Genomic DNA, 23,305 nt, shown 5'->3' with positions numbered 1-23,305 from the left:
ACCTTGGTTTTGGGTAAATTTAACCTTGTTTGGACAATCTGCTGTTGCGCTACTCTCAATCTATAATAAACATTAAGCAGGATCAAGTTCTCAGAAACGGAGATGGAGGATATTATGGAAAACGCTAACATTCGCTGGGTTTCGAGTACGAAACAGGCTCTTTGGACAGACAAGCCCGCCCCTGGCGCGGCCGCAGGCGACGCGAATCTCACCATTACAGGCGACACATTTCAAGAAGTGGAAGGCTTCGGCGGTTGTTTTAACGAGCTTGGCTTTGCCGCTTTAAGCCATTTGCCGGACGAAGAAAGAGCCCGCGTCATGCATGCGCTGTTTCATCCGGAGGGAGAGCACAGATTCAGCATCTGCCGTCTGCCGATCGGCGCCAGCGATTATGCGCTGGAGTGGTACAGCTTGAACGAAACGGACGGGGACCTCGAAATGAAGCATTTTTCCATCGAGCGGGACCGTCAATATTTGATTCCTTACATCAAGGAAGCTTTGACTTACAATCCGGATTTGAAATTTTTCGCTTCTCCCTGGAGTCCGCCGACCTGGATGAAATTCCCGCGAGCGTACAACTACGGAACTTTGCGCTGGGAAAAAGAAATACTCGAAGCTTACGCGCTGTATTTCGTTAAGTTTGTGGAAGCTTACCGCAGCGAAGGCATCACGATTCATCAGATTCATGTGCAAAATGAAGTGGTTGCCGATCAGAAGTTCCCATCCTGCCTGTGGACGGGCGAGCAGCTGCGCGATTTCATCCGCGATTATTTGGGGCCGGCTTTCGAGAAGCACCGGATCGATGCGGAAATTTGGCTCGGGACGATCAATGCGCCGGAACCTTGGCAGGAATGGCTGAAGAAAACGACATCAGATTTCAATGCCTACGCGTTTACCGTGCTGAGCGATCCGGAAGCGTACAAGTATATCAAAGGCGTCGGCTACCAATGGGCGGGCAAATACGGCATTCAGCGAACCGTGCAAAGCTACCCGGAGCTCCGCTACATGCAGACGGAAAACGAGTGCGGCGACGGCACGAATACGTGGGACTACGCCAAATACGTATACAATTTGTATCAGCACTATTTTACAAACGGCGTGAACGCTTATATTTACTGGAACATGGTTTTGGAGCCGAAAGGGCGCAGCACGTGGGGCTGGGAGCAAAACTCGATGATTACGGTCGATCCGGCGGCCCGCCAGGCCACGATGAACCCGGAATATTATGTGATGAAACATTTCTCGCACTTTGTTTCGCCGGGCTCCGTACGTCTCGGCTTACAAGGCCCGTGGACGGGAAATGCGCTTGCTTTTGCAAGACCGGACGGGGACAAAGTGGTCGTGATCGCCAATCCGTTCGCGGAAACGAGAGTTGTGCGGCTATCGGACGGCGCGCAAGTGCGCGATTTTGCGCTGGAGCCCGAGTCGTTCAATACGATTGTATTCGCCAAATAAGCTAATAACGACCAAGTAACCGGAGGTGCTTGCCATGAACGAATTATTATACGGCGCAGCGTATTACATTGAATATTTGCCTTACGACAGATTGGATCAGGACATTCGGATGATGAAGGAAGCCGGCATCACTTTGGTGCGGATCGCCGAGTCGACCTGGAGCACGCACGAGCCGCAGAACGGTGTGTTCGAGTTCGCGCATGTCGACAGAGTGCTGGACGCGATGCACGAAGCCGGTATCAAAGTTATCGTGGGAACTCCCACGTATGCGGTTCCGACCTGGATGGTCAAGGAGCATCCGGACATTTTGGCGGAAACGGTCAAAGGTCCGGGACGCTACGGGGCCCGGCAAATTATGGACATTACCAATCCGAAATATTTGTTTTACTCGGAAAGAATCATTCGCAAGCTGATCGGGCGCGTCTGCGGCCACCCTGCCGTTATCGGCTATCAGGTCGACAATGAGACGAAGCATTACCATACGGCCGGCCCGAACGTCCAGTTCATGTTCGTGAAATACATGAAGGACAAGTTCCAGACAATTGAACGCCTCAACCATGAATTCGGGCTCGATTACTGGAGCAACCGCATCAACAGCTGGGAAGACTTCCCGTCCGTCGTCGGCACGATCAACGGCAGTCTGGGGGCGGAATTCGCCCGTTTCCAGCGGAAGCTTGTGACCGATTTTCTGGCGTGGCAGACGGCGATCGTGAACGAGTACAAGCGTCCGGGGCAGTTTGTAACGCATAACTTCGATTTCGCATGGAGAGGCTATTCGTTCGGCGTCCAGCCGGATGTGGATCATTTTGCCGCGTCCGCAGCTTTGGATATCGCGGGGGTGGACATTTACCATCCTTCCCAGGACAATCTGACCGGAGCCGAAATTTCGTTCGGCGGGGATGTGACCCGTTCCCTGAAAGCGGCGAACTACCTGGTGCTGGAGACGCAGGCGCAAGCTTTTCCGGACTGGACTCCTTATCCCGGACAATTGCGGCTGCAGGCGTTCAGCCATCTCGCTTCCGGGGCGAACATGGTCTCGTACTGGCATTGGCATTCCATCCACAACTCTTTCGAGACGTACTGGAAAGGTTTGCTAAGCCATGATTTTGCGCCGAATCCCGTTTATAATGAGGCTAAGACGATCGGCCGCGATTTCGCCCGATTGTCATCGCAGCTCGTGAATCTGCGGAAGACGAACCGGGCGGCGCTGCTCGTCAGCAACGAAGCGCTGACGGCGATCGAATGGTTCCCGCTGCCCGGCCGCCAGGTCAACTACAACGATGTCGTAAGACTGATGTACGATGCGCTTTATAAAATGAATATCGGCTGCGATATCGTTCATCCGGGCAGCGCCAATTTGGCGGACTACGACTTGCTGCTCGTGCCTGCTCTGTACGCGGCGTCCGATGAGCTGCTCGAACGTCTGAACGTTTTTGTCCGGAACGGCGGCCATATCGTGTATACGTTCAAAAGCGGGTTTGCCGACGAGCACATCAAAGTCCGCAGCACGGTTCAACCGGGCGTGATCGGCGAAGCTTGCGGCATCGGCTACAGCATGTTCGTCGAGCCGAAGTCGGTCGCGTTCAAAGGCGATCCGTTCGAAGTCGGAGCGGACGACAACCGCGTGGAGACGTGGATGGAACTGCTGACTCCGACGACGGCGGAGGTGCTGGCCTCCTACGACCATCCGCATTGGGGAGCGTACGCGGCGATTACCAGGAACGCGTACGGAAAAGGAACGGCCACCTACATCGGCTGTCTGCCAAGCGCCGCCGTCATGAGCAAAGTGCTCGAGTCCGCGGCGAAAGAAGCCGGCCTTTGGGGCGCCGACCAAGCTGTTCGTTTCCCGCTGATCGTGAAATCCGGCGTGAACGGCCAGGGCCGAACCGTCCGCTATTATTTCAACTACTCCGACAGCGCCGAATCGTTGGAATACCCGCATGCGGACGGCACGGAGCTGCTGAGCGGCGAAGCCGTGAAGCGGGGACAGGCGCTGCAGCTTGAGCGCTGGGGATTTGCGATTATCGAGGAAACGGAAGCATAATCAGGCTGCCCGAGAAAGTCGCGACACTTAGTTAGGGCTATGGGAAACAGTGAGCCCCTAATTGGAGGGACAGCCGCTTTTTCTGGGTGCGCACCTCTCCTGGTGAGGTCGCGAAACTGAACAAAATGGGCAGGAGGCATCGTGGTAGGGAAAAAACCTGCGAAAGTACAGGTTTTTCCTGCCGAAACAGTTCATTTTGGCGAAAAGCCTGCGATTGTGCAGGAATTTTCGCTGAAAGTGAACCTGGGACCATGTCCCCGCTGAAAAGCCTGCACAATTGCAGGAATTTTTCGCGACAAGCGTGTCCAGGGCGCAAATTGATGTATTTTTGCAGGTTTTTTTCGCGTCACCAGCTAGGTAGTTAGGCAAATTGTGGCTATCGACTCTGGCGCAGTGGATTTTGGGCAGCCTTATAATCGAAAACAATCATGTGTTCAGGACCAGATTGCCTTGACGGGCAGTCTGGTCATTTGATCATTCAGAGCCAAACGGAGGGGGGAGATGCATGATTGTTCTGATCCGCTTTTGCCGCAAATTGCTGGAGCCGCTCCAACGCAGTATTCGGAATAAACTGATTGTCACGATGATTTTGCTGACTTCGATTCCCGTTGCTTTCGTCACGCTGCTGGCGGCGGAAAACACGAGAAAATCCGTGGAAAGCGAAGTCATCGAATCCAATTTGACGCGGATTACCTGGACGGGGGGATATTTGGGAGACCGGCTGGATCAATTAAACAATGTGGTTTATTCGATGCTCATCAATGAGACTTTTACCGATAACTTGCGAAAAATAGACGATCCGAACCCGGCCGCCGCCTTCCTCGCGCAAAAAGGGCTGACGAATACGATTCTGTCGATTTTTTATTCGAACGTAGGCACGTTAAACGGTATCCAGCTGTATGCCAAGGATGCGAACAAATATTTTACCGTCAGCAACATGAGCGGCACAATTGTCGAAACGCCCAGCGGGACTCCGCGCCAATTTGGCGCTATTTTTGGGCAAAATAATGACTTCGCCATCGAGCAAGGCGATAACGGAAATACTTTTTTCCTGACGCGCAGCGTGAACCGGTTCGAAGACCATGCCAGACTGGCCGGAATTTCGCTGGAAGTGAAGTGGGACATGATGGAAAATACGCTCAATTTAATGAATCCGGACCACGATCATGCCGTATTCATTACGGATCAGCAGGGGGACGTTTTGTATCATCCCGCCAGCAAAATGGCTCCGGTGCCTTCCATCTCCGAACTGCTGCAAAAGACGGATGCAGGGCCCGGTTATGTTCGTACCAAAGACTACTACGTTTTTTATAATACGCTGAACCCGTGGGGGTTGAAGCTGTTCAAAGTCATTCCCATCGGTTTTATCAATCATAGCGCGGTAATTACGCTGCAATACGGTATCGTGGTCGGCGGAATTTCCATTATCGTCTCTATCCTCATAGCGGCGGTCGTTGCCTGGAAAACGTCCAAGCCGATCGTTCATTTGGCCAGATCGATGCAAGGGCTCATTCCGCTCAAGGAGAGCGAAGCGCCCGTTATTTCGCGGATCGATGAAATCGGCCTGCTCGAGTCGCGCTTTTACAACATGTCCTACCGGCTGAAAGAGTATATTAAAACCGAGTACAGCATGAATTTGGAAAAACGGACCGCTCAATTGAAAGCGCTGCAATCGCAGGTAAACCCTCATTTTTTGCAAAACACGCTGCAGTTGATCGGCAGTATGGCTTTCTCGAAAAGTCCGGATGAAATTTACAGTGTCATTCGTTCGCTAAGCGATATGTTCCGCTATGTGATTCGCGACCCTGTCGAACTGACGTCGATCGAAAAAGAAATGGCGCATCTGAACAACTATTTGTTCATCCAGAAGCAGCGGTTTGCATCCCGCATTTCCGTGCATGTTTTCGTAGAGCCCGGTTTGGCAAGCTGTCCGATTCCCAAATTAACGCTGCAGCCTATCGTGGAGAACGCGTTTATTCACGGGCTGGACAAAAAGACGGGAGCCTGGGACATTCGAATCGAGGCGAGCCGAAGTCCGGCCGGCATTCAGATTGCGGTGGAGGATAACGGGCTGGGAATGAGCGGGGACATTTTGGAGCGGCTGCGGGAGCGGCTTGCTTTTACATCGGAGCCTATGTGGGATACCGGCGAAAGCATCGGGATCGTCAATGTGGCGGCAAGAATCCGCATGCACTTCGGGGAACCGTACGGTATTACCGTTGACAGTCAGCCGGGTACAGGAACTTCGGTTAAGCTTCATCTGCCTATGAGAGGGGGAAACGACCATGATTAAAGCCCTTATTGTCGATGACGAACAGTGGAACCGCGATCTGATTAAAAGGTTCGGGGAGTGGGAAGCTAACGCCATGGAGGTCGTAGGCGAAGCCGAAGACGGGCTGGAGGCTATCCGTTCGATAGAGAGTCTGTCGCCCGATCTGGTCATTACGGATATGAGAATGCCGGGAATGGACGGCAGCGAATTTATCCGGCTCGTTCACAGCCGCTATCCGGACATCAAAATCATAGTCGTCAGCGGTTACGACGATTTTATGTACACTAAGCAAGCGATTTTGAGCCAGGCCAAAGATTACTTGCTGAAGCCGATCGATCCCGTCGAGCTGAACGCCGTGCTGGCCAAATGCAGAGCCGAAATCGAAGCTTCGGCCGCCCCGCGCCAATCTCAGGCGATGGATATGGAGCTGCTGCAAACGGTCAAAAACGTGATGCCCCATGTGTCGCTGCAGGTGGCCGAGCTGAATGTGGAGCGGGTTGAATGTATTTTCCGCGATTTGCATGACCGGCTGCAGACGCATAAAAGCTTTGAAGCGTTCGAACTGGAACGCATTTACCAGGAATTCGCCCTGCTGCTGAGCGAGCTGATCGTCAAAAATATGCTGGACGCCGCATCCGTGCTGCCGGAAGAACCGGTGCATTTCTCCTCCTGCGGCGAAATGATCGAGCGTTTGATCGATATGTACACTGCGGCCATCGAATCGTCGGTGCGGCAGCGGAAATACAAAAACAAGCTGAATCTGGACGACATCAAAACGTACATCGATCTCAATTATGCCGATTCGATAACGGTCGAGAAGATCGCCCAAGTTTTTTTTGTCAGCAACGTGTATCTCAGCAGAGCGTTCAAGAGCGAGTTCGGGCTGACGGTCACCGATTACATGCAGCAAATACGGATGGAGCGGGCGAAAGAATGGCTGCTGGAGAGCCAGATTCCGATTAAAAACGTCGCGGAAATGTGCGGTTACGAGGATGTCGCCTATTTTTACCGGGTGTTCAAAAAGCATTTCGGCATAGCCCCGGGGGAGATGCGCAAAGGTTAGGTCAGGTTAAAAATTTACAATGAAAGCGGTTAATTTCGTCCAATTAAACGCTTTCATTTTTCGTTTACAATGACAAATGAAAGCGCAACTACAAATAGGGAGGTCGCACAAGTATGAGAAAAAGTTGGAAAGTAGCGTTCAGTTCCGCGCTGGTTGTTTCGCTGTTGGCCGGATGCGGGGCAAAGGGAGATAGCGGCGCAGCACCATCCGATACGAAAGCTGCCGGGAGCGCGCCGGCCAAAACCGTTACCCTGAAAGTGTTCCTGGCGCAGCCCCGGTTCAAGGAGCAGTACGATAAATTCAACGCCGAATTCGCCGCCAAGGAGAAAGCCGAAAAAAATATCGACGTAAAAATTCAGATGGAGATGCCGCCGAGCGATCAAGCGAGCCAAATCCTGAAAACGAGACTGGCTTCCAACGACGTGCCGGACGTCTTTTCGCTTCATGCGGTTAACGACATTCCGACGTATTACAAAGCCGGCTATATGGAAGATCTGTCGAGCCAGCCTTTTGCCGGCAAGCTTCTCGACAGCGTGAAGCCGTCGGTTACCATCGACAACAAAGTCGTAGCGGTTCCGCTTGAAACGCTGTATTGGGGATACTTGTACAATAAGAAAATGTTTTCGGATCTCGGCTTAAAACCGCCGACAACCGTGACTGAAATGAAAGCGGTTATCGAGACGCTGAAGAAAAATAAAATTACACCGTTCGAGCTTTCTTACAAAGAACAGCAGTGGGGCCAGCTCTTCCTTCCTCTGACGGTGGGCGCTATGGCCAACACCGACAACAAAGATTTCGTCCAGCGGATGAACAGCGACAAAGGATCTTTTGCCGAAATCAAAAGCCAACTGTTCGACAACTATGATCTGGTCAACGCCAACGGCACGGAGCGGGCGCTCGAAGTGGCGGCCACCGACGGGGCTGCGGCGTTCGCGCAAGGGAAAGCGGCCATGTGGGTGAACGGCCCCTGGTTCGCGGATTCCATTCTCAAATCGAATCCCGATATGCAGATCGGCGTAGCGCCGCTTCCGATCAACGACAATCCGAAAGCGACGATGATCAATATGAGCGTTTCGACATCTCTGGCGGTCGCTTCGGCGAGCAAAAACAAAGAGGTGGCGAAGGACTATGTGAACTTCGTGCTTGACGATAAAGTGACCAACGAGCTGTACAGCAGCCTGAAATTCAATCCGCTTGCCAAAAACCATACGTTCAACAGCTACCCGTGGGTGACCGACGCGCTCGCTTACGTCAAAGAGGGCAAATCCTACAACGACCCTGTGATGCCGCCGGCCGTCAAAGACGAAGTAGGCAAGCTGCTTCAGGCCTATTTTGCCAAACAGACGTCGCAGGACGATGTGATCAGCGGACTGGACAAAGCGTGGAAAAACGCCAACAAAATCAATAACAAATAATTCCGGTTGCCATTATGCAGAAAGACAGCAGGCTCTGCTGTCTTTCGCTATTTTCGAACAAGTGAGGTGATCAGCGTGCTCCAGAAAAGCATGAACAAATATGTGTCTTTGTTCGCATTCGTCGCCCCGGCGTTTATTGTGTATGTTGCCCTGCTGCTGATTCCGACGGTCGGAGGCTTTTTTTACAGCTTTACCGATTGGAACGGATTGAACAAAGATTACAGCTTTGTCGGCTTTGCCAATTTCGTCGAAGCTTTTAAAGAAGACCCTGACTTTATCCATGCGCTGTGGTTTACTTTCAAATACGTTATTGTCGTTGTTATATTGCAAAATGTGATTGCTCTGTCGCTGGCTGTGCTGATCGAATCGCGGAAAAGAACGAAAGGGTTTTTTCGCACCGTATTTTTCATGCCGAACATGGTCAGCACGATTATTAGCGCTTTCATGTGGACCTTTATGTTCACTCAGGTGCTGCCTCAGCTTGCGGCCAAAACCGGCCTGCTGTTTCTGAATCAGGAGTGGATCGGCAACCCGAACGTGTCTTTCTTCTCGATCGTCATCGTCTCTTTGTGGCACGGCGTCGGCTATATGATGATCATTTATTTGGCCGGCCTTCAAGGGGTGCCGCAGTCGCTGCGGGAAGCGGCGATCATCGACGGAGCGAATCCTTTTCAAAATCTCGTTCATATTACGCTTCCGATGATTACGCATGCGCTGACGATCTGCTTTTTCCTCACGCTCAACGGCGCTTTCAAGGTGTACGAGATCGTCTTCGGATTAACCGGCGGCGGGCCGGGAAGAAGCACGCAGGTCATCACGATGAACATATATGAGGAAGCTTTTTCAAACAATTTCCTGTACGGCTACGCCAGCGCCAAATCCGTGATCCTGTTCGTCATTATTTTAATATTTACGTTCGCTCAGGTGTTCGTCATGAAGAAGAGAGAGGTGGAAGCATGAGAATGATGCGGGCGGGTTCTTACTTCATCGTTGTGTTACTGTCGCTGTTTGCTGTCGTTTCTTTCTTCCCGCTCTATATGACGCTCATCAATTCCCTGAAGACGGAAGGGGAAATGTTCAGCTCCATTTTGGCTCTGCCGCAAATGTTTCATTTTGAGAACTTTTCCAGCGCCTACGAAAAAACGCAAATGCTCGGCAGCCTGCTGAACACGGTCCTTCTGTCGGTTCTGGGGATCGGCGGCATACTGCTGCTTTCCTCGCTGGCCGGCTACAAGCTTTCGCGGACGCCTGGCAAGGTGAGCGGCTTCATCTTCTTTTTGTTCATTTCCTCGATGCTGGTGCCGTTCCACTCCATTATGATTCCGCTGGTCAAGACGGCAAAAGCGCTGTCGCTGCAAGGAAGCGTATACGGGCTGGCGGTCATTTACGTAGGGCTTGGGGTCAATATGGCGATCTTCCTGTATCACGGCTTCGTCAAATCGATCCCGCGGGAGCTGGAGGAATCGGCTTACATGGACGGCTGCGGACAGTTCAGAACGTTCGGCACGATTATTTTGCCCCTGCTGCTGCCCATTACCGTCACGATCGGTATTCTTAACTTTTTGTGGATTTGGAACGATTTCCTGCTGCCTTTGCTGATGCTGTCCGACGTTAACGATTACACGCTCATTCTTTCCACGAATAAATTGTTCGGCGAGTATACGAAAGATTGGTCGCTTATTTTGGCCGCTTTAGTGCTGACCGCGATTCCGGTCATTATCATTTATGCCATTTTCCAGAAATTCATCGTATCGGGAATAGCGGAAGGCGCGGTAAAAGGCTAACGCGTACAGCTTGAAAAAGACGATTGCAGGCGCATAAAAATGAACAAGCCTGTTGACAATAAACGAATTGTGATGCTATTTTATATCGGAAGTCCCTTTTATTGAATTATTCAAAAAAGGGGCTTTTTTTCTTGAATCCGCTTTAATTAGGGGGATGAACATGTCGAGATGGAAAAATAGCCGCTACCAGACGAAGCTGTTTGTCTTGTTTATTTTGCTGAGCAGCATTCCGTCACTGCTGATCGGGACGACGGCGTACCAGAAATCATCCGAAATGCTTCACAATCAGACGGAACAGGATTTGAGCGTCATCCTCGCGCAGTTGAACACTTCGATCGAGCGCCAGATCAGCGACTTCGACCGGTTTTCGATGCTTCCTTATTTTTTGCCGGACATTTTCAATTTTTTGAACAAGCCTTTTGTTTCGCCTGAGCATTGGGGGACCGGGGAAATCAACGCGCAAAAAACGATGGTCCGGCTGATGAGCGCCTACCCGTCGATCAATTCCTCGATCAAGGGGCTGATGGTTTACGGCATTAACGGCACGCAAAACGGTTATCTCGTCAGCGGCAATTCCGCCATCAACCCGGAAGACGATGTGAAGAAGTCGGATTGGTACAAGCAGGTGATGGCCCAGGAGGGGGGCTTCGTCATTACCGGAGTCGAGGAAATCCGCCAGTTCACGGGGACGCCGTTCAATGCGATTATCGGCTCGCGGCTGATCATGGATGACGATCATCATCCGCTGGCCGTTATTGCGATTTTCATCTCGCCCGATTTTATCCCGAAAATCGTCAACTCGCTGCAGCTTCGCAATATGCAGGTCACCGTGCTGGACAAGGATCGGAATTTGATCTACGCTTCGGACGAAAAGCTGGCCGAACAGCTCCAATCGAGCGGACTGGAGCAAAAAAAGGGAACGTGGGAATCCTCCGTTTCCGAGGACTCGAACGGAAGATCGTTCAACGGCGTGTTTTTGCAGAGCGATTACTTGGGCTGGAAAGTGTACATGGGCGTGAACCGCGACGAAATGCTGCAGGGCAGCCGGACGATCCGCAATTACACGATCGCCATTGTCATTGCAATGGGCTTTGCGGCCGCTGCCGTTTCGTTCCTGCTGGCGCGCGGGCTGTCGAAGCCCATATCGAAGCTGATTCGCTCCATGCGCGAGGTGGAGCGGGGCAAGTTCTCGGTGCCCGCATCGCTCGCCCGCGAGGATGAGATCGGCCAGCTTCAGCACAGCTATGCGCGCATGGTGCAGCGGCTGGACGAGCTGATCCAGTCGATCGAAGTCAAAGAGCGGCAGAAGCGGCATGCGGAGCTGTATGCGCTCCGGGCGCGAATTCAGCCGCATTTTTTGTACAATACGCTGAATTCCATCCGCATGCTGGCGATTCTTCAGCAGTCGACGCAGATTGCCAAGCTTATTCAGTCGCTGAACAAGCTGCTTCATGCCAATATGAAGCTGGACACCGAGCTCGTCTCGCTGGAGGATGAAATCCGGCTGCTGAAGGATTACGCCCTTTTGATGGATTTGCGGTATACGAACGTGTTTGAGCTGGAATGGTCCGTTCCGGAGCGGATTTTGAATGCGGCCGTGCCCCCTATGCTGCTTCAGCCTTTGCTGGAAAATGCGATTTTTCACGGAGCGAAGGGGCTGGAGCGCAAATTGCACATCGCCGTTACGGCTGCTCTGGCGGACGAAAACCGCACGCTGCGGATTGAAATCAGAGACGACGGGAGCGGTTTCGAGGAAGGCCCGCTGCTTTTGCCGGATGAAAGCGGCGCCGATTCCTCCCATATCGGCCTGCGCAACGTCCGCGATCGCATCCGTCTGCGCTTCGGTGACGAGTATGGGCTGACTGTAGAACGGATCGAGGGGTACACGCAGGTCGTTCTTAAAATGCCGTATAAAACGATGGAAATGGAGAGAGACGATCATGTGGAATCTGCTGGTAGTGGAAGATGAATCCATCGTACGGGTCGGGCTGCGTTATATGGTCAACTGGGAAAGCTTGGGGGTCTTTTGGAAAGCGGAAGCTTCCAACGGGGAAGAAGCTTTGCGCATTATGGATGCGGAGCCGATTCATATCGTGATGACGGATATCCGGATGCCGGGTATGGACGGCCTTGAGCTGGCCAAACAGATCAAGCGGCGGCATCCGGGCGTGCAAATCATTTTCGTCAGCAGCTACGATAATTTCTCCTACGCCAAGGAAGCGCTGCGCATCGGGGCCGTCGATTATTTGCACAAGCCGACGATGGATGAGGAGGAGATTACAGCGATCCTCCGAAAGGCCGTGGCGATTTTGGAGGAGACGCAGACGGCGAAGCAGCATCTGACGGAGGACGAAAGGAACAACTATTTGCTATCCTTGCTGGACAAGTACACGCTTCCCGACAATCCGGCGCTTCCCGAGCTGCAGACGGAGGAGTACCGGCAGGGGTACTGGCTTACGGTTTTACGCAGACGAGAAGACGCGATTTCGGACGATGACGATTCCGAGCACTTGCGGTTCCTTTCGGTGCAATATTTGATCGAAGAATTTGTGTCCAAGGACTGGGGCGGAGTCGTGTTTCACCGCCAGTACCGGGAAATCATTTGGATCGCGCCGGCGGTGGAAAAGTCCAGGGACGTGAAGCCATTGGAGCGGGGCAAATATTTGGAAAGCTTGCGGCAGAAAGTGCTGGAGCTGCTGAACGTTGCGGTCATTTTCTCGGCGAGCTCCACGTACGCCCACCTGCACGAATTGCCCAAAGCGTACATGGAGTCGCTGCTCCGCCTTCCCGTCAACGAACAAACCGATAATCTGATCGTCCGCAAGTCCAAAGAACTGGTCGACAGGCATCTGCTGGAGGACATTACGCTGGCCAAGATCGCAGCGGAAATTCATGTGAGCACAGGACATTTGAGCCGGGTGTTTCTGAAGGAAGTCGGCGAAAATTTCAGCGAATACGTCATCCGCAACAAGCTGGAATACGCCCAAAAGCTGCTGCGCGAATCCAACAAAAAAGTGTACGAAATTGCTGCCGATCTCGGATACACGAACCCGCATTACTTCAGCAAGCTGTTCAAAGAGCGCATCGGAGTAACACCGCTCGAATACCGGAACCAGTAGAAAAAAATCCTTCATGCCTCGCACTGCAAGACAGCGGCGGGCATGAAGGATTTTTTGTTGTTGGCGCGCGCGGGGGCGTGCAGCGCGGCCGTGCCGGGAGAGCCCGGGGCAGGCCCCGAGGGCGAGGCAGGTCCGAGCTGCGCGGCCGTGCCGGGAGAGCCTGGGGCAGGCCCCAGCGGGCGAGGCAGGTCCGAGCTGCGCGGCCGTGCCGGGAGAGCCTGGGGCAGGCCCCAGCGGGCGAGGCAGGTCCGAGCTGCGCGGCCGTGCCGGGAGAGCCCCGCGTGCCGCCAAGTCGCAGCGCTTGCTCCAGCGGGCGAGTTTACGGCAAAGCCTGCAAAAGTGCAGGCATTTTCGAAGGAACCGTCCCGTTTTGGGGAAAAGCCTGCGAAAGTGCAGGAATTTAGCTCGTGAAGGGGCGTAACCCCCAATTTGAGTGGAAAAACCTGCACATTTGCAGGAATTATGCCGAGGCGGGAGCGTGATGTAGCAAAAAGATGTACTTTTGCAGGCTTTCCGCGTGCCGCCAAGCCGCAGCGCTTGCTCCAGCGGGCGAGTTTACGGCAAAGCCTGCAAAAGTGCAGGCATTTTCGAAGGAACCGTCCCGTTTTTGGGAAAAGCCTGCAAAAGTGCAGGAATTTAGCTCGTGAAGGGGCGGAACCCCCAATTTGAGTGGAAAAACCTGCACATTTGCAGGAATTATGCCAAGGCGGGAGCGTGAAGTAGCAAAAAGATGTACTTTTGCAGGCTTTCCGCGCGCCGCCAAGTCGCAGCGCTTGCTCCAGCGGGCGAGTTTACGGCAAAGCCTGCAAAAGTGCAGGCATTTTCGAAGGAACTGTCCCGTTTTTGGGAAAAACCTGCGAAAGTGCAGGAATTTAGCTCGTGAAGGGACGGAACCCCCAATTTGAGTGGAAAAACCTGCACATTTGCAGGAATTATGCCGAGGCGGGAGCGTGAAGTAGCAAAAAGATGTACTTTTGCAGGCTTTCCGCGCGCCGCCAAGTCGCTACGTTCGCTCTAGCGGGCGAGTTTGCGGCGCCAAGCCACGGCGCTTGCTCCGGCGGGCGAATTTACGGCAAAGCCTGCAAAAGTGCAGGCTTTCCGCGCGCCACCAAGCCGCTGCGCTCGTCCCAGCAGGCGAATTTTCCTCAAAGCCTGTGCAAAAGTGCAGGCTCCCCGCGCGCCGCCAAATCGCTACACTCGCTCCAGCGGGCGAGTTTTCGAAAAGCATCGAGATGCAAAAAGATGCACTTTCGGCGCATCTTTTCCACGCGCAGCCGGCACTGTGTTAGCGAGCGACCCGGCACGGTAAGCATAAAAACATAGGAAATGTCAAAAATCATCTATTTGCAAGAAGATTTTTCGTATTTTCAGAAAATAAGCGGTCATATTTGAACACAAAAACGCAGTTCAGGTTACTACCGGGTGTGAGCCGACTTTTTTACAATAAGTATAAAGTTGTACCAGGAAAGGATATAAACCGACATGAACAAACAAATCGGAAACGCTTTCGAAACGGAACGCTGGGGGATGTTCGAGCTTCGCCTTCAGGGTCCTCGCGCCGGCAATCCATTTACGGACATGCAATTTTCGGCACGGTTCAGCTATAAGCACCGCACCGTAGAAGCGGATGGTTTCTATGACGGCGATGGGCAGTACTGTGTTCGTTTTATGCCGGATACGCCGGGCGAGTGGTTGTTTGAGACGATAAGCAGCGAGCCGGAATTGAACGGCGTCAAAGGAATGCTGCTTTGTGTGGAGCCGGGGCCTGGCAACCGCGGGCCTGTGCGGGTCGATCAGATCTATCATTTTGCTTATGCGGACGGTACGCCGTTTTACCCGGTTGGGACGACCAGTTACGCATGGAACCATCAAGGGGAGGCGTTGGAAGAACAGACGCTGGCCAGCCTCGCGCGGGCTCCTTTTAATAAAATTCGCATGTGCGTGTTTCCGAAGCATTACGATTACAACTTGAACGAACCGGAGCTATATCCGTTTGAAGGATCGGTGGAGCAGGGCTGGGATTTTACCCGGTTTGATCCGGCTTACTGGAGGCACCTGGAACGGCGCATTTTGGATTTGCAAAATTTGGGCATTGAAGCCGATCTCATCTTGTTCCATCCGTACGACCGGTGGGGTTTTGCCCGGATGCGTCCGGAAACGGACGACCTGTACTTGCGCTATGCGATGGCAAGGCTGTCTTCGATTCGCAATATTTGGTGGTCGCTGGCTAACGAGTACGATCTGATGTTCGACAAATCGATGCAGGATTGGGACCGGTTCTTCCATGTCATTCAGCAGCACGATCCTTATCAGCATCTTCGCTCTATCCATAACTGGCACAATCCGGAGATTCATTACAGGAACGATCAGCATTGGTACGATCATGGCAAACCATGGGTTACGCATGTCAGCATCCAGCATCACGACCTTTATTTTGTGCCGGAGTGGCGCGCTCAATACAAAAAGCCGGTCGTCATCGACGAATGCCGGTATGAGGGGAACTTGAATCACGGCTGGGGCAACATTACGGCGGAAAAAATGCTCGAATGCTTCTGGCAGGGCATGGCCCAAGGCGGTTATGTGACACACGGGGAAACCTTTGTACATCCGCAAAATATTATTTGGTGGTCCCACGGGGGAACACTACATGGGGAAAGCCCCGACAGAATCGGATTTCTGCGGAAAATCATGGAGGAAGGCCCGCGTCTCGGGCCAACGCCGATCAATTTCAAATGGGATTCGGCCGCCGGCGGAATCGATGCGAACTTTTACCTCATCTATTTCGGGGCAAGCCGTCCGGCGTTCCGCAATCTGGACCTGCCGCAAGGCGTCCGGTTTACGGTTGAGCTGATCGATACATGGGAAATGACCGTTACGCCGTTCTCCGGCGGTTTTGAAGGGACATGCCGGGTGGAATTGCCAAGCAAGCCGTATCAAGCTTTAAGGATCAAAAAAGCCGAAGACAGGTGAACCTGCTTTCATCGCAAAGGGTGCGGGCCTTTTGAAAGGGGTGATGGGGGCAAAAGCTTTACAGGGTCCATGCGGCTCGGCGGCAACATGATGAACAAATCGACTAAACAGGGGGAAAAGCAGTATGAAAAAAGTAGCTTCCGTATTGATGAGCACAGTGCTGTTAGGCGGGATTTTGGCAGGATGCGGTTCCGGCAGCGGCACGAACCAGGCGGCAAGTCCGGATAGCACGAGCGCCGGGAAGCAGGCTGCGGGCGGTAAAGTCAGCATTTCGCTGTGGACGTTGGATACAGGCTGGGAATGGATCGACAAGGCCGTTGCTGACTTCAAGCAAGAAAATCCGAACATCGATGTGCAGGTGAGCAAATATGGCGTAGACCCCATTAAAGAGAATTTAAAACTGGCCGCCAACTCCAAAACGCTTCCGGATGTATGGTTTACCTGGGGCGGATCGCTGGGTTCGTTCTATCCGGAAAACGGTTTGACGATGGACCTGACGCAGGTCGCCAAGGATCATAAGTGGTCCGAAACTTACAACAAGGCTGCGATTGACATGTCCAGTTACAATGGAAAAGTGTCCGGTATCCCGATACATCTGAACGTTCTGGGCATGTGGTATCCGAAGAGCGTATACGACAAGGCCAAGCTTAAACCGCCGACCACATTCGCCGAGTTTGAATCGCAATTGCAGACACTCAAGGACAACGGCGTTACTCCAATGTCCTTCGGTAGCAAGGGCGGCTGGCACACGATGCGCCTGAGCGAGCAGCTGATCGAGCATTTCGGCGGCGCGGAGCTTCATGACAAATTAAGCAACCTTACCGCATCCTGGAACGATCCGGCGGTCGTGAAAACATTTGAAAAATTAAAGGAATATACGGATAAAGGCTATCTCCCTAAAGGCTATATTTCTCTGGACCCGCAAGAAGCGGAATCGATCTTCTATCAGCAAAAGGCCGGCTTAATCGATGAAGGCACCTGGTTTGACGGCACCATTAACACGAACGGCTTTGACGCCAACAACTTTGACGTATTCAAGTTTCCGAACGACCAGAAGCCGTCCCGGGCCTCGGTATTTGCCGAAATGCTCCAAGTCAACGGCAGCTCGACGAAAGAGAAGCAGGATGCCGCCATTAAATTCGGCGAATATTTGACCAGCGTCAAGGTAGTCAACAAGTATATTGAAGGCTATGGATCGCCGGCAACGCTGAACGTTAAATTGTCGGATAAAACGCCGCATCTGAAGCAATTGCTGGACAGCGCGAACGACGGGGGCTTCCTCATTATGGACCAGGCGCTGCCGCAGCAGGTCATCCAGAAATTTTTTGAAGCGCAGGACAAAGTCGCACTGGGCGAGTGGTCGCCGCAGCAGGCCGCACAGGAGATGGACAAAGCGGTTAACGATTATAAAAGCAAAAAGAAATAAGCCAAGCGGTATCTGATCGATCAAGCAACCAGATAACAAAAGGAGCGGGTGAGGCGGCGAGTCGCTTCACCCGCATCCCATAAGGAGGATTTAGAGTGAGGATCGGGGTGATGAAGCCTTGGCTGTTTCTGCTGCCTGCACTGCTGATTTATTTGACGGTCATTTTCGTGCCGTCGCTGTATACGCTGTATCTCAGCTTTTTTAGCTGGAACGGAGTAACTCCGGATAAAGAATTCGTAGGCTTACACAATTACGTGGACCTGATTGTAAAAGACTCCGTCTTCCCCAGGGCGCTGAAAAACAACTTGCTCTGGATGCTCGGATCGCTCGTTTTGACGATGGGGCTTGGCCTTGGCCTGGCTCTGCTGCTGAACAAAAAAATAAAAGGACGCACCTTGTTCAGGGGAATATTTTATTTTCCGTACGTGCTGTCGGGCATCGTAGTCGCCGCGGTGTGGGCCTGGATGTACAACCCGACGCAAGGTTTTATTAACAAAGTTTTGGAAGCTGTAGGACTGGAGAGCTGGACTCACGCCTGGCTGGCCGAGCCGAAGATTGCGCTTAACGCCGTATTCGTCGCGGCCCTGTGGCAAGGGGTAGGACAGCCGATGGTGCTGTTCCTGGCAGGTCTGTCGACGATTTCGCCGGACCCTTACGAAGCTGCGATCATCGACGGGGCCAAGCCGTACCAATCGTTCTGGTACATTACGATCCCGCTTTTGCAGGAGACGTTCGTCATCGTCATCGCCACGACTATGATCGCATCCATGAAAGTATACGATATCATCTACGGCATGACCGGCGGCGGACCGGCGGAAAGCACGCAGGTGCTGTCATCGTGGATGTATTACCAAACCTTTAAATTTGCCAATATCGGAATAGGATCAGCCATTTCTTGGTATCTCGTCATTATCGTAATGATTGTTCTTGTTCCTTACGTTTATTACACGACTAAAAAATCGCACTTGTAATTTTCGGAAAGATGGTGACTGAAACAATGAACGAACTGCGGGCGCACCCAATTTCCGGCGTGTTGAAGTACGCATTTTTAATATTGCTGTCTGCTCTTTTTTTAATCCCCGTCGTATTTGTCGCATTCACTTCGCTGAAATCGAACGCCGATTTGCTGAGCCATCCGTTCTACACGCTGCCGGAAAAGTATCATTGGGACAACTTTCTGAAAGCGTGGGATCAAGGCAAAATGAGCATGTACATGAAAAACACATTGATCATTTGCCTGATCAAAGTGCCCCTCGGGATTTTGATTGAAGCTTTGGCGGCTTTCGCGCTGACCCGGCTCGATTTCAAGTGGAGCGGCCCGATGTTCACCTTATTTTTGGTGGGCATGATGATTCCGATTCAGGCGACGCTCGTGCCGCTGAACATTTTTCTGAATAAGACGCACCTGGTCAGCACGTATCCGGGGCTTATTCTGATCTACGTCGGATTCGGCATCCCGTTCGGCATTTTGATTTTGCGCGGATTTTTCCGGACGATTCCGAAAGAGCTGGACGAGGCCGCGCTGATCGACGGCTGCGGAGATTTGGGCAAATTTCTCAGAGTCATTATTCCGCTGTCGATGCCGGCCATCGCGACGCTCGTTATTTTTGACTTTTTGGCCACCTGGAACGAATTTCTGCTCGCGCAAATTTTTATTACCAAAGATTCGATGAGATTGATCACTACGGGGCTGATGGCCTTCAAGGGAGAACGTTCGACGGACTACACGCTATTGAGCGCGGCCGTGCTGATATCGATGATCCCGGTGCTGCTCGTCTACTTGACGTTCCAAAAATATTTTGTCAACGGCCTGGCCGGCTCGGTAAAGGGCTAAGGCCGGCCATACCTCCTGCCCGACGCAAGGACAGAACGATGATGGCACCTGCCGCGATATTTCCCCAAGGTCAAGGTGCCTTCTCCCTGCTGGGGAAGTTCTGCTATTCCCCAAATCTTGGCCCGTGAACGGGCACATCTGCCTCTTTTCCTTCCGATTTACTCCTAATTTCTCATTGATTTCAAATAAGACGTAGCTTTGATTTGTCTGTTGAGTTAAAATTTAGTAATGAGTTACCTGAGTCCGCGTCAACATTTCTCAAGGAGGACAGATGAATTCAAATTATGTAAACCATCCTAAAGTCACTTCGGATAAAGCGAAGGTGAGCGAGCATGGTTCTATGGAAAAGTCCCCTTTACCGGCGAATTACCAAGACTTATCACAGCTGCAAATCATGCGGTTCCAGCAAACGATTGGAAATCGGGCCGTAGCGCAACTGCTGCAATCCAAGTTCACAAGGCCGCAGACCAACGTCAAAGAAACGCCGCTGCAAAGATCCGCAAATCAAACCGGAATGTCCGACCCTATCATACAACGGAAAATAAATGCAAATAATTTTAAGGACTTTTTAGAAGAGCAAATGGAACTCCAGCAGGATGTGAAGCAAGACCCTGAAATCTATGAGAAGAAATATACAACCGTCGGTTTTGAACACGAATTCGCCCAAATGACGGACGGGAGACTGCAAGGAGCTTCCCACGTCACGATTAGTGAATCTCAAGAACGCATGCCTTATACAGGTATACCGTTCGTATTGGAGACAGATGCATCCGATGCGCTTGAATTGGTAAGTCCCCCTTTTCTTATTGAAACCGTGGGGGATAAACCGATCCCCGATGCGGATGATGTGGACAAAGTAGACACCATCATTAAGGACACTTTGACCAGTCATACATCTTCTAATCCAACAGTGAGTCAGTTAATTTCCGAATTCCAGAATGATCCCGGAATCAATTTCGAATTGAAAGACGTGGAAGTTGCTTCAGGAAATATGACGCCGAATACTAAAGATTCCGTACATAAGAAAGAAGCGAAGGTGTCAAAGGATGAACTGGGGGATATTCCGTTAAAACCAAGTACGAAAATGTCCAGTGCGGATAAACCTCATATTAGTACCCAAGTGAATTTTGCTTCGGATGCGGACACTTTTAACATGCTCCAAGAGCTTCATGCAGGAAGCGGGATGGATGGTTACACAGACTTTTATTCCTCTATTCAAACTTCATTGCGAGATATGTTGTATCAGGAGGTCTTTAGTATCGAACTGGCAAGTTCAAAGGATGAAATCGATCGAGCTGTAACAAGTATACAAAAACTGAAATTATTGGTCGCCGGCAACATACATAAAAAAGTTCATCAGGAACTGCATGCGGCTAAATACGGCAAACCCAGCAGATTCAGTCTTTCCAAAAGTGCTGCGGATCAATACATAAGCACAAATGAGAATATCAAACATACCTTTATGGAAACGACAGATGGCGTGTTGAATGAATTGCAGAAAAGCTATATTACACCTCTAGGTTTGGAAAACGCGATCGGTCAATATCGCGAGGCGATTGCAACTCTAAATGAAAGTATCGATAATCTAAATAACGATATCGGGGATGATCTTGTAGCCGTTCTCATTCAAGATGCTGCAGGGCCGGTAAAGGCCCTTTCTGATGAAGCCGGCGAAGCCCTGGAGCAGTATCCTGTCATAGCGGAGGATAAAACGAATCTGAAAGTATTTTTGGATGTGCTGGCAAGAAGTTTAAGCGGTCAGATGGCATTACCGACGATGAAAAAACTGAGGGAAGCGCAAGAACATCGATATAAAAACCCCAGATCCGATAAGATGGGGCTTATCAAACAAGAGCATTCGGATGACATGGAAAGCAAGTTGAAATACGAACAGATGGCTTCGAGCCGCGTTAAAGATGTCAAGCAGGTCTGGATCAAAGATACGGTGATGAACATTGGGCTGGGTATCTTACAGCAAGGGGACTGGAAACGGGTTGAAGACGCACTGAAAAGCAGCGGCTTAAGAAAGCGGATTAAGGACTTTGAAGCACCTGAATCCCTGGAACCCGAGAAACAAATGAGAAATAAGGATTTTGCGAAAGCCGTTTTGAGCGCATTAGATCAAATTGTTTATGATATCAAGAAAAATAAATTGTCTCAAGCTGATAAAAAGACAGGAAAAGCGAAAACAGACGGCTTTAACGTTTTTATCGGCCCGTCAAGTCAACCCGACCTATTTTCTCATAATAAAAAATGGATCGGACCGCGTCAGGATACTTATCTGAACGCACAAAAAGTACAAATGCCGGAAATCTGGAAAGATAAAAGGCTGCATGTTATAGAAGTCAGAAACGATATTCATGAACGGCTGAAAAAATTAAACACGATGAACGGGGGCGATAACTAATCGGAACAACATGAAGAGCTCCCTTAACTCAGAACAATACTTGACTCTCTAGTACGTTACCAGAAGCATGCCTGCAAAGCCTCAGCGGGCATGCTTTCTTTCAGGGCTCCTTGTCCACTGCTATTTCCCTCAACTCATCGAGCAGCGCAAGCCAGATCGACGCATCGCGATCCTCTTGGATCGTCAATTCTGCTTTATTGCCAAGCGTCATTTCGTAAGTTCCGCCGTATTTTCTCATAAATCGGGACATCTAGAACTGCATTCCGATGTTCATCAGGATTTAATTCCACTGCCCCATGAGCTTGATTCTGAGAACCATACATGGCAGCAACTTCGCGGACTGTAATCACTTCTCCGGTTCTCATTGCATAAGAAATGGTTTCAGGAATTCGATTATGACGATTTTGCCCTTCCCGCATATATCCAAGAAAACGCCCTTCATCTATCCATTTATTAATGGCTTGCACCGAAACGCCAAAGATTCGGGCCAACTCGCCTGTAGTATACGCTTTAATCGGTTGGGCATGGTTTACAATCTCCGCCATAAGGTTGATCAACTCTCGAAGATCCTGTCGGTTTATGCCCATGTATTCATTACAGGTCGCTGGTGCCTCTTGCGGATAATCACAGACATCATCCATAAATCAAGCCTCCGTCCCTGTTTTGTGTGGGTTGGAGGCTTTCATTTGGCTAGCGGGACCGCAGCTTTAAGCCCTTCATGCACGTGTCCCAGGCCTGGTCCGATCCCTTCCAATCCGTCCCTCTCGGCACGATAACCGGGAATACTTTATCCAGCCTCCAATCCTCGTAAACGACATCTTCGCGATTGTCCGGGTGGAAATTCACGATTAAAAATCGCGATTTGTCGTGAATGATCGGCTGCAAAGCTGTGCGAAGCTGCCGCGCTTCTTTTTTTTTCGTTTGGGTTCTTATAAAAAGGACAGGGGTATTTTTCACAGTTTTCAAAAACCGGTCGACACGGCGGCTGATTGTTGCTTTGAACCCCGGATAAGCGTCCTGCCACTGCTCCGGGGGAAGACTGCGGGGGAAGTCATGGAAAGATTCCACGCCATACAGATTATCTCGAATAACGAAACAATCATCGGTGGCGCCAATGGGCTGCATATGATTCAACTCCATAAATCCTTGAAAACGATTCTCTATTAACCGGACCAATCCGTCTGCAGAGTCGGAGACAAACCAATCCAAAGGACCCGCATACCGGCGCAGTCCCAATCTTTTTAACTGATAAGCGGTTTGACACGTCGTCCCCAAGCTGATGCAGGCTTTATAGCTGCCCCTGGAATTGTTCCATTTCATCCTTTCACCTCCGGTACATGACCGAGTCGAGCCGCCGCGCCCGCAGCCGTTCCAAATCCGCCCGCGCCGGCGCAAGTCATAACATTAGATTCAAGCCGGACTTATTATGATTGGATTCCTATCCCCGCGCCACTTTCAAACCGATGAATAAAAACGGTAAAATGGATAAATATGAAGACAGAGCTCCGTAGTGGCG

General features: G+C 51.4%; 16 protein-coding genes. 14 read left to right on the top strand and 2 right to left on the bottom strand.

Annotated elements, in window-relative coordinates; translation table 11 throughout:
* The first annotated feature begins 114 nt into the window (after positions 1–114).
* The 14 genes from AC3G2T_RS12655 to AC3G2T_RS12590 all read left to right on the top strand — a co-directional run bounded on the left by AC3G2T_RS12655 (position 115) and on the right by AC3G2T_RS12590 (position 21,789).
* The gene (locus AC3G2T_RS12655; protein ID WP_488435667.1) at positions 115–1,455 is read left to right on the top strand and encodes a glycoside hydrolase family 30 protein; all 1,341 of its coding nucleotides are present in this window, start codon (positions 115–117) and stop codon (positions 1,453–1,455) included.
* Positions 1,456–1,489: 34 nt separating this feature from the next.
* Positions 1,490–3,499 carry a beta-galactosidase gene (locus AC3G2T_RS12650; RefSeq protein ID WP_488435666.1) on the top strand — a complete coding sequence of 670 codons (2,010 nt, stop codon included), beginning with the start codon at positions 1,490–1,492 and terminating at the stop codon, positions 3,497–3,499.
* 505 nt (positions 3,500–4,004) lie between these two features.
* The gene (locus tag AC3G2T_RS12645) at positions 4,005–5,792 is read left to right on the top strand and encodes a sensor histidine kinase (RefSeq protein ID WP_488435665.1); all 1,788 of its coding nucleotides are present in this window, start codon (positions 4,005–4,007) and stop codon (positions 5,790–5,792) included.
* Positions 5,785–6,834: a response regulator gene (locus AC3G2T_RS12640; protein ID WP_488435664.1), complete on the top strand. Its 1,050-nt coding sequence runs from the start codon at positions 5,785–5,787 to the stop codon at positions 6,832–6,834. The genes AC3G2T_RS12645 and AC3G2T_RS12640 overlap by 8 nt, the downstream gene beginning before the upstream one ends.
* A gap of 113 nt (positions 6,835–6,947) precedes the next feature.
* Positions 6,948–8,249, top strand: coding sequence for an ABC transporter substrate-binding protein (locus AC3G2T_RS12635; protein WP_488435663.1), 1,302 nt, complete (start codon positions 6,948–6,950; stop codon positions 8,247–8,249).
* Between the two features lie 90 nt (positions 8,250–8,339).
* Positions 8,340–9,209, top strand: coding sequence for a carbohydrate ABC transporter permease (locus tag AC3G2T_RS12630; protein WP_488435766.1), 870 nt, complete (start codon positions 8,340–8,342; stop codon positions 9,207–9,209).
* Positions 9,206–10,033: a carbohydrate ABC transporter permease gene (locus AC3G2T_RS12625; RefSeq protein WP_474682939.1), complete on the top strand. Its 828-nt coding sequence runs from the start codon at positions 9,206–9,208 to the stop codon at positions 10,031–10,033. The genes AC3G2T_RS12630 and AC3G2T_RS12625 overlap by 4 nt, the downstream gene beginning before the upstream one ends.
* Positions 10,034–10,193: 160 nt before the next feature.
* Positions 10,194–12,002: a sensor histidine kinase gene (locus tag AC3G2T_RS12620; RefSeq protein WP_488435662.1), complete on the top strand. Its 1,809-nt coding sequence runs from the start codon at positions 10,194–10,196 to the stop codon at positions 12,000–12,002.
* Positions 11,974–13,152 carry a response regulator gene (locus AC3G2T_RS12615; RefSeq protein ID WP_488435661.1) on the top strand — a complete coding sequence of 393 codons (1,179 nt, stop codon included), beginning with the start codon at positions 11,974–11,976 and terminating at the stop codon, positions 13,150–13,152. The genes AC3G2T_RS12620 and AC3G2T_RS12615 overlap by 29 nt, the downstream gene beginning before the upstream one ends.
* A gap of 1,482 nt (positions 13,153–14,634) precedes the next feature.
* The gene (locus AC3G2T_RS12610) at positions 14,635–16,122 is read left to right on the top strand and encodes a DUF5605 domain-containing protein (protein ID WP_488435660.1); all 1,488 of its coding nucleotides are present in this window, start codon (positions 14,635–14,637) and stop codon (positions 16,120–16,122) included.
* A gap of 124 nt (positions 16,123–16,246) precedes the next feature.
* Positions 16,247–17,548 (top strand): ABC transporter substrate-binding protein, encoded by a 1,302-nt coding sequence (locus AC3G2T_RS12605; RefSeq protein WP_488435659.1) that lies wholly within the window; start codon positions 16,247–16,249, stop codon positions 17,546–17,548.
* A gap of 110 nt (positions 17,549–17,658) precedes the next feature.
* Positions 17,659–18,519, top strand: coding sequence for a carbohydrate ABC transporter permease (locus tag AC3G2T_RS12600; protein ID WP_474683033.1), 861 nt, complete (start codon positions 17,659–17,661; stop codon positions 18,517–18,519).
* 26 nt (positions 18,520–18,545) lie between these two features.
* Positions 18,546–19,382, top strand: a complete 837-nt coding sequence (locus tag AC3G2T_RS12595; protein WP_474682944.1) for a carbohydrate ABC transporter permease — start codon at positions 18,546–18,548, stop codon at positions 19,380–19,382.
* Between the two features lie 271 nt (positions 19,383–19,653).
* Positions 19,654–21,789 (top strand): hypothetical protein, encoded by a 2,136-nt coding sequence (locus tag AC3G2T_RS12590; protein ID WP_488435658.1) that lies wholly within the window; start codon positions 19,654–19,656, stop codon positions 21,787–21,789.
* A 194-nt stretch (positions 21,790–21,983) separates the two neighbouring features.
* Here the strand turns inward: AC3G2T_RS12590 and AC3G2T_RS12585 are convergent, their stop codons facing one another.
* Entirely contained in the window at positions 21,984–22,430 is a 447-nt protein-coding gene (locus AC3G2T_RS12585; protein WP_488435657.1) for a helix-turn-helix domain-containing protein, read from the bottom strand.
* A 49-nt stretch (positions 22,431–22,479) separates the two neighbouring features.
* Complete coding sequence (locus AC3G2T_RS12580; RefSeq protein WP_488435656.1) at positions 22,480–23,109, bottom strand: DUF1796 family putative cysteine peptidase; 630 nt, start codon at positions 23,107–23,109, stop codon at positions 22,480–22,482.
* Positions 23,110–23,305 lie beyond the last annotated feature (196 nt).

Source organism: Paenibacillus sp. sgz302191, assembly GCF_057749925.1.
The sequence above is the reverse complement of the archived record's forward strand: the minus strand, read 5'-3'. Positions and strand labels throughout refer to the sequence as shown.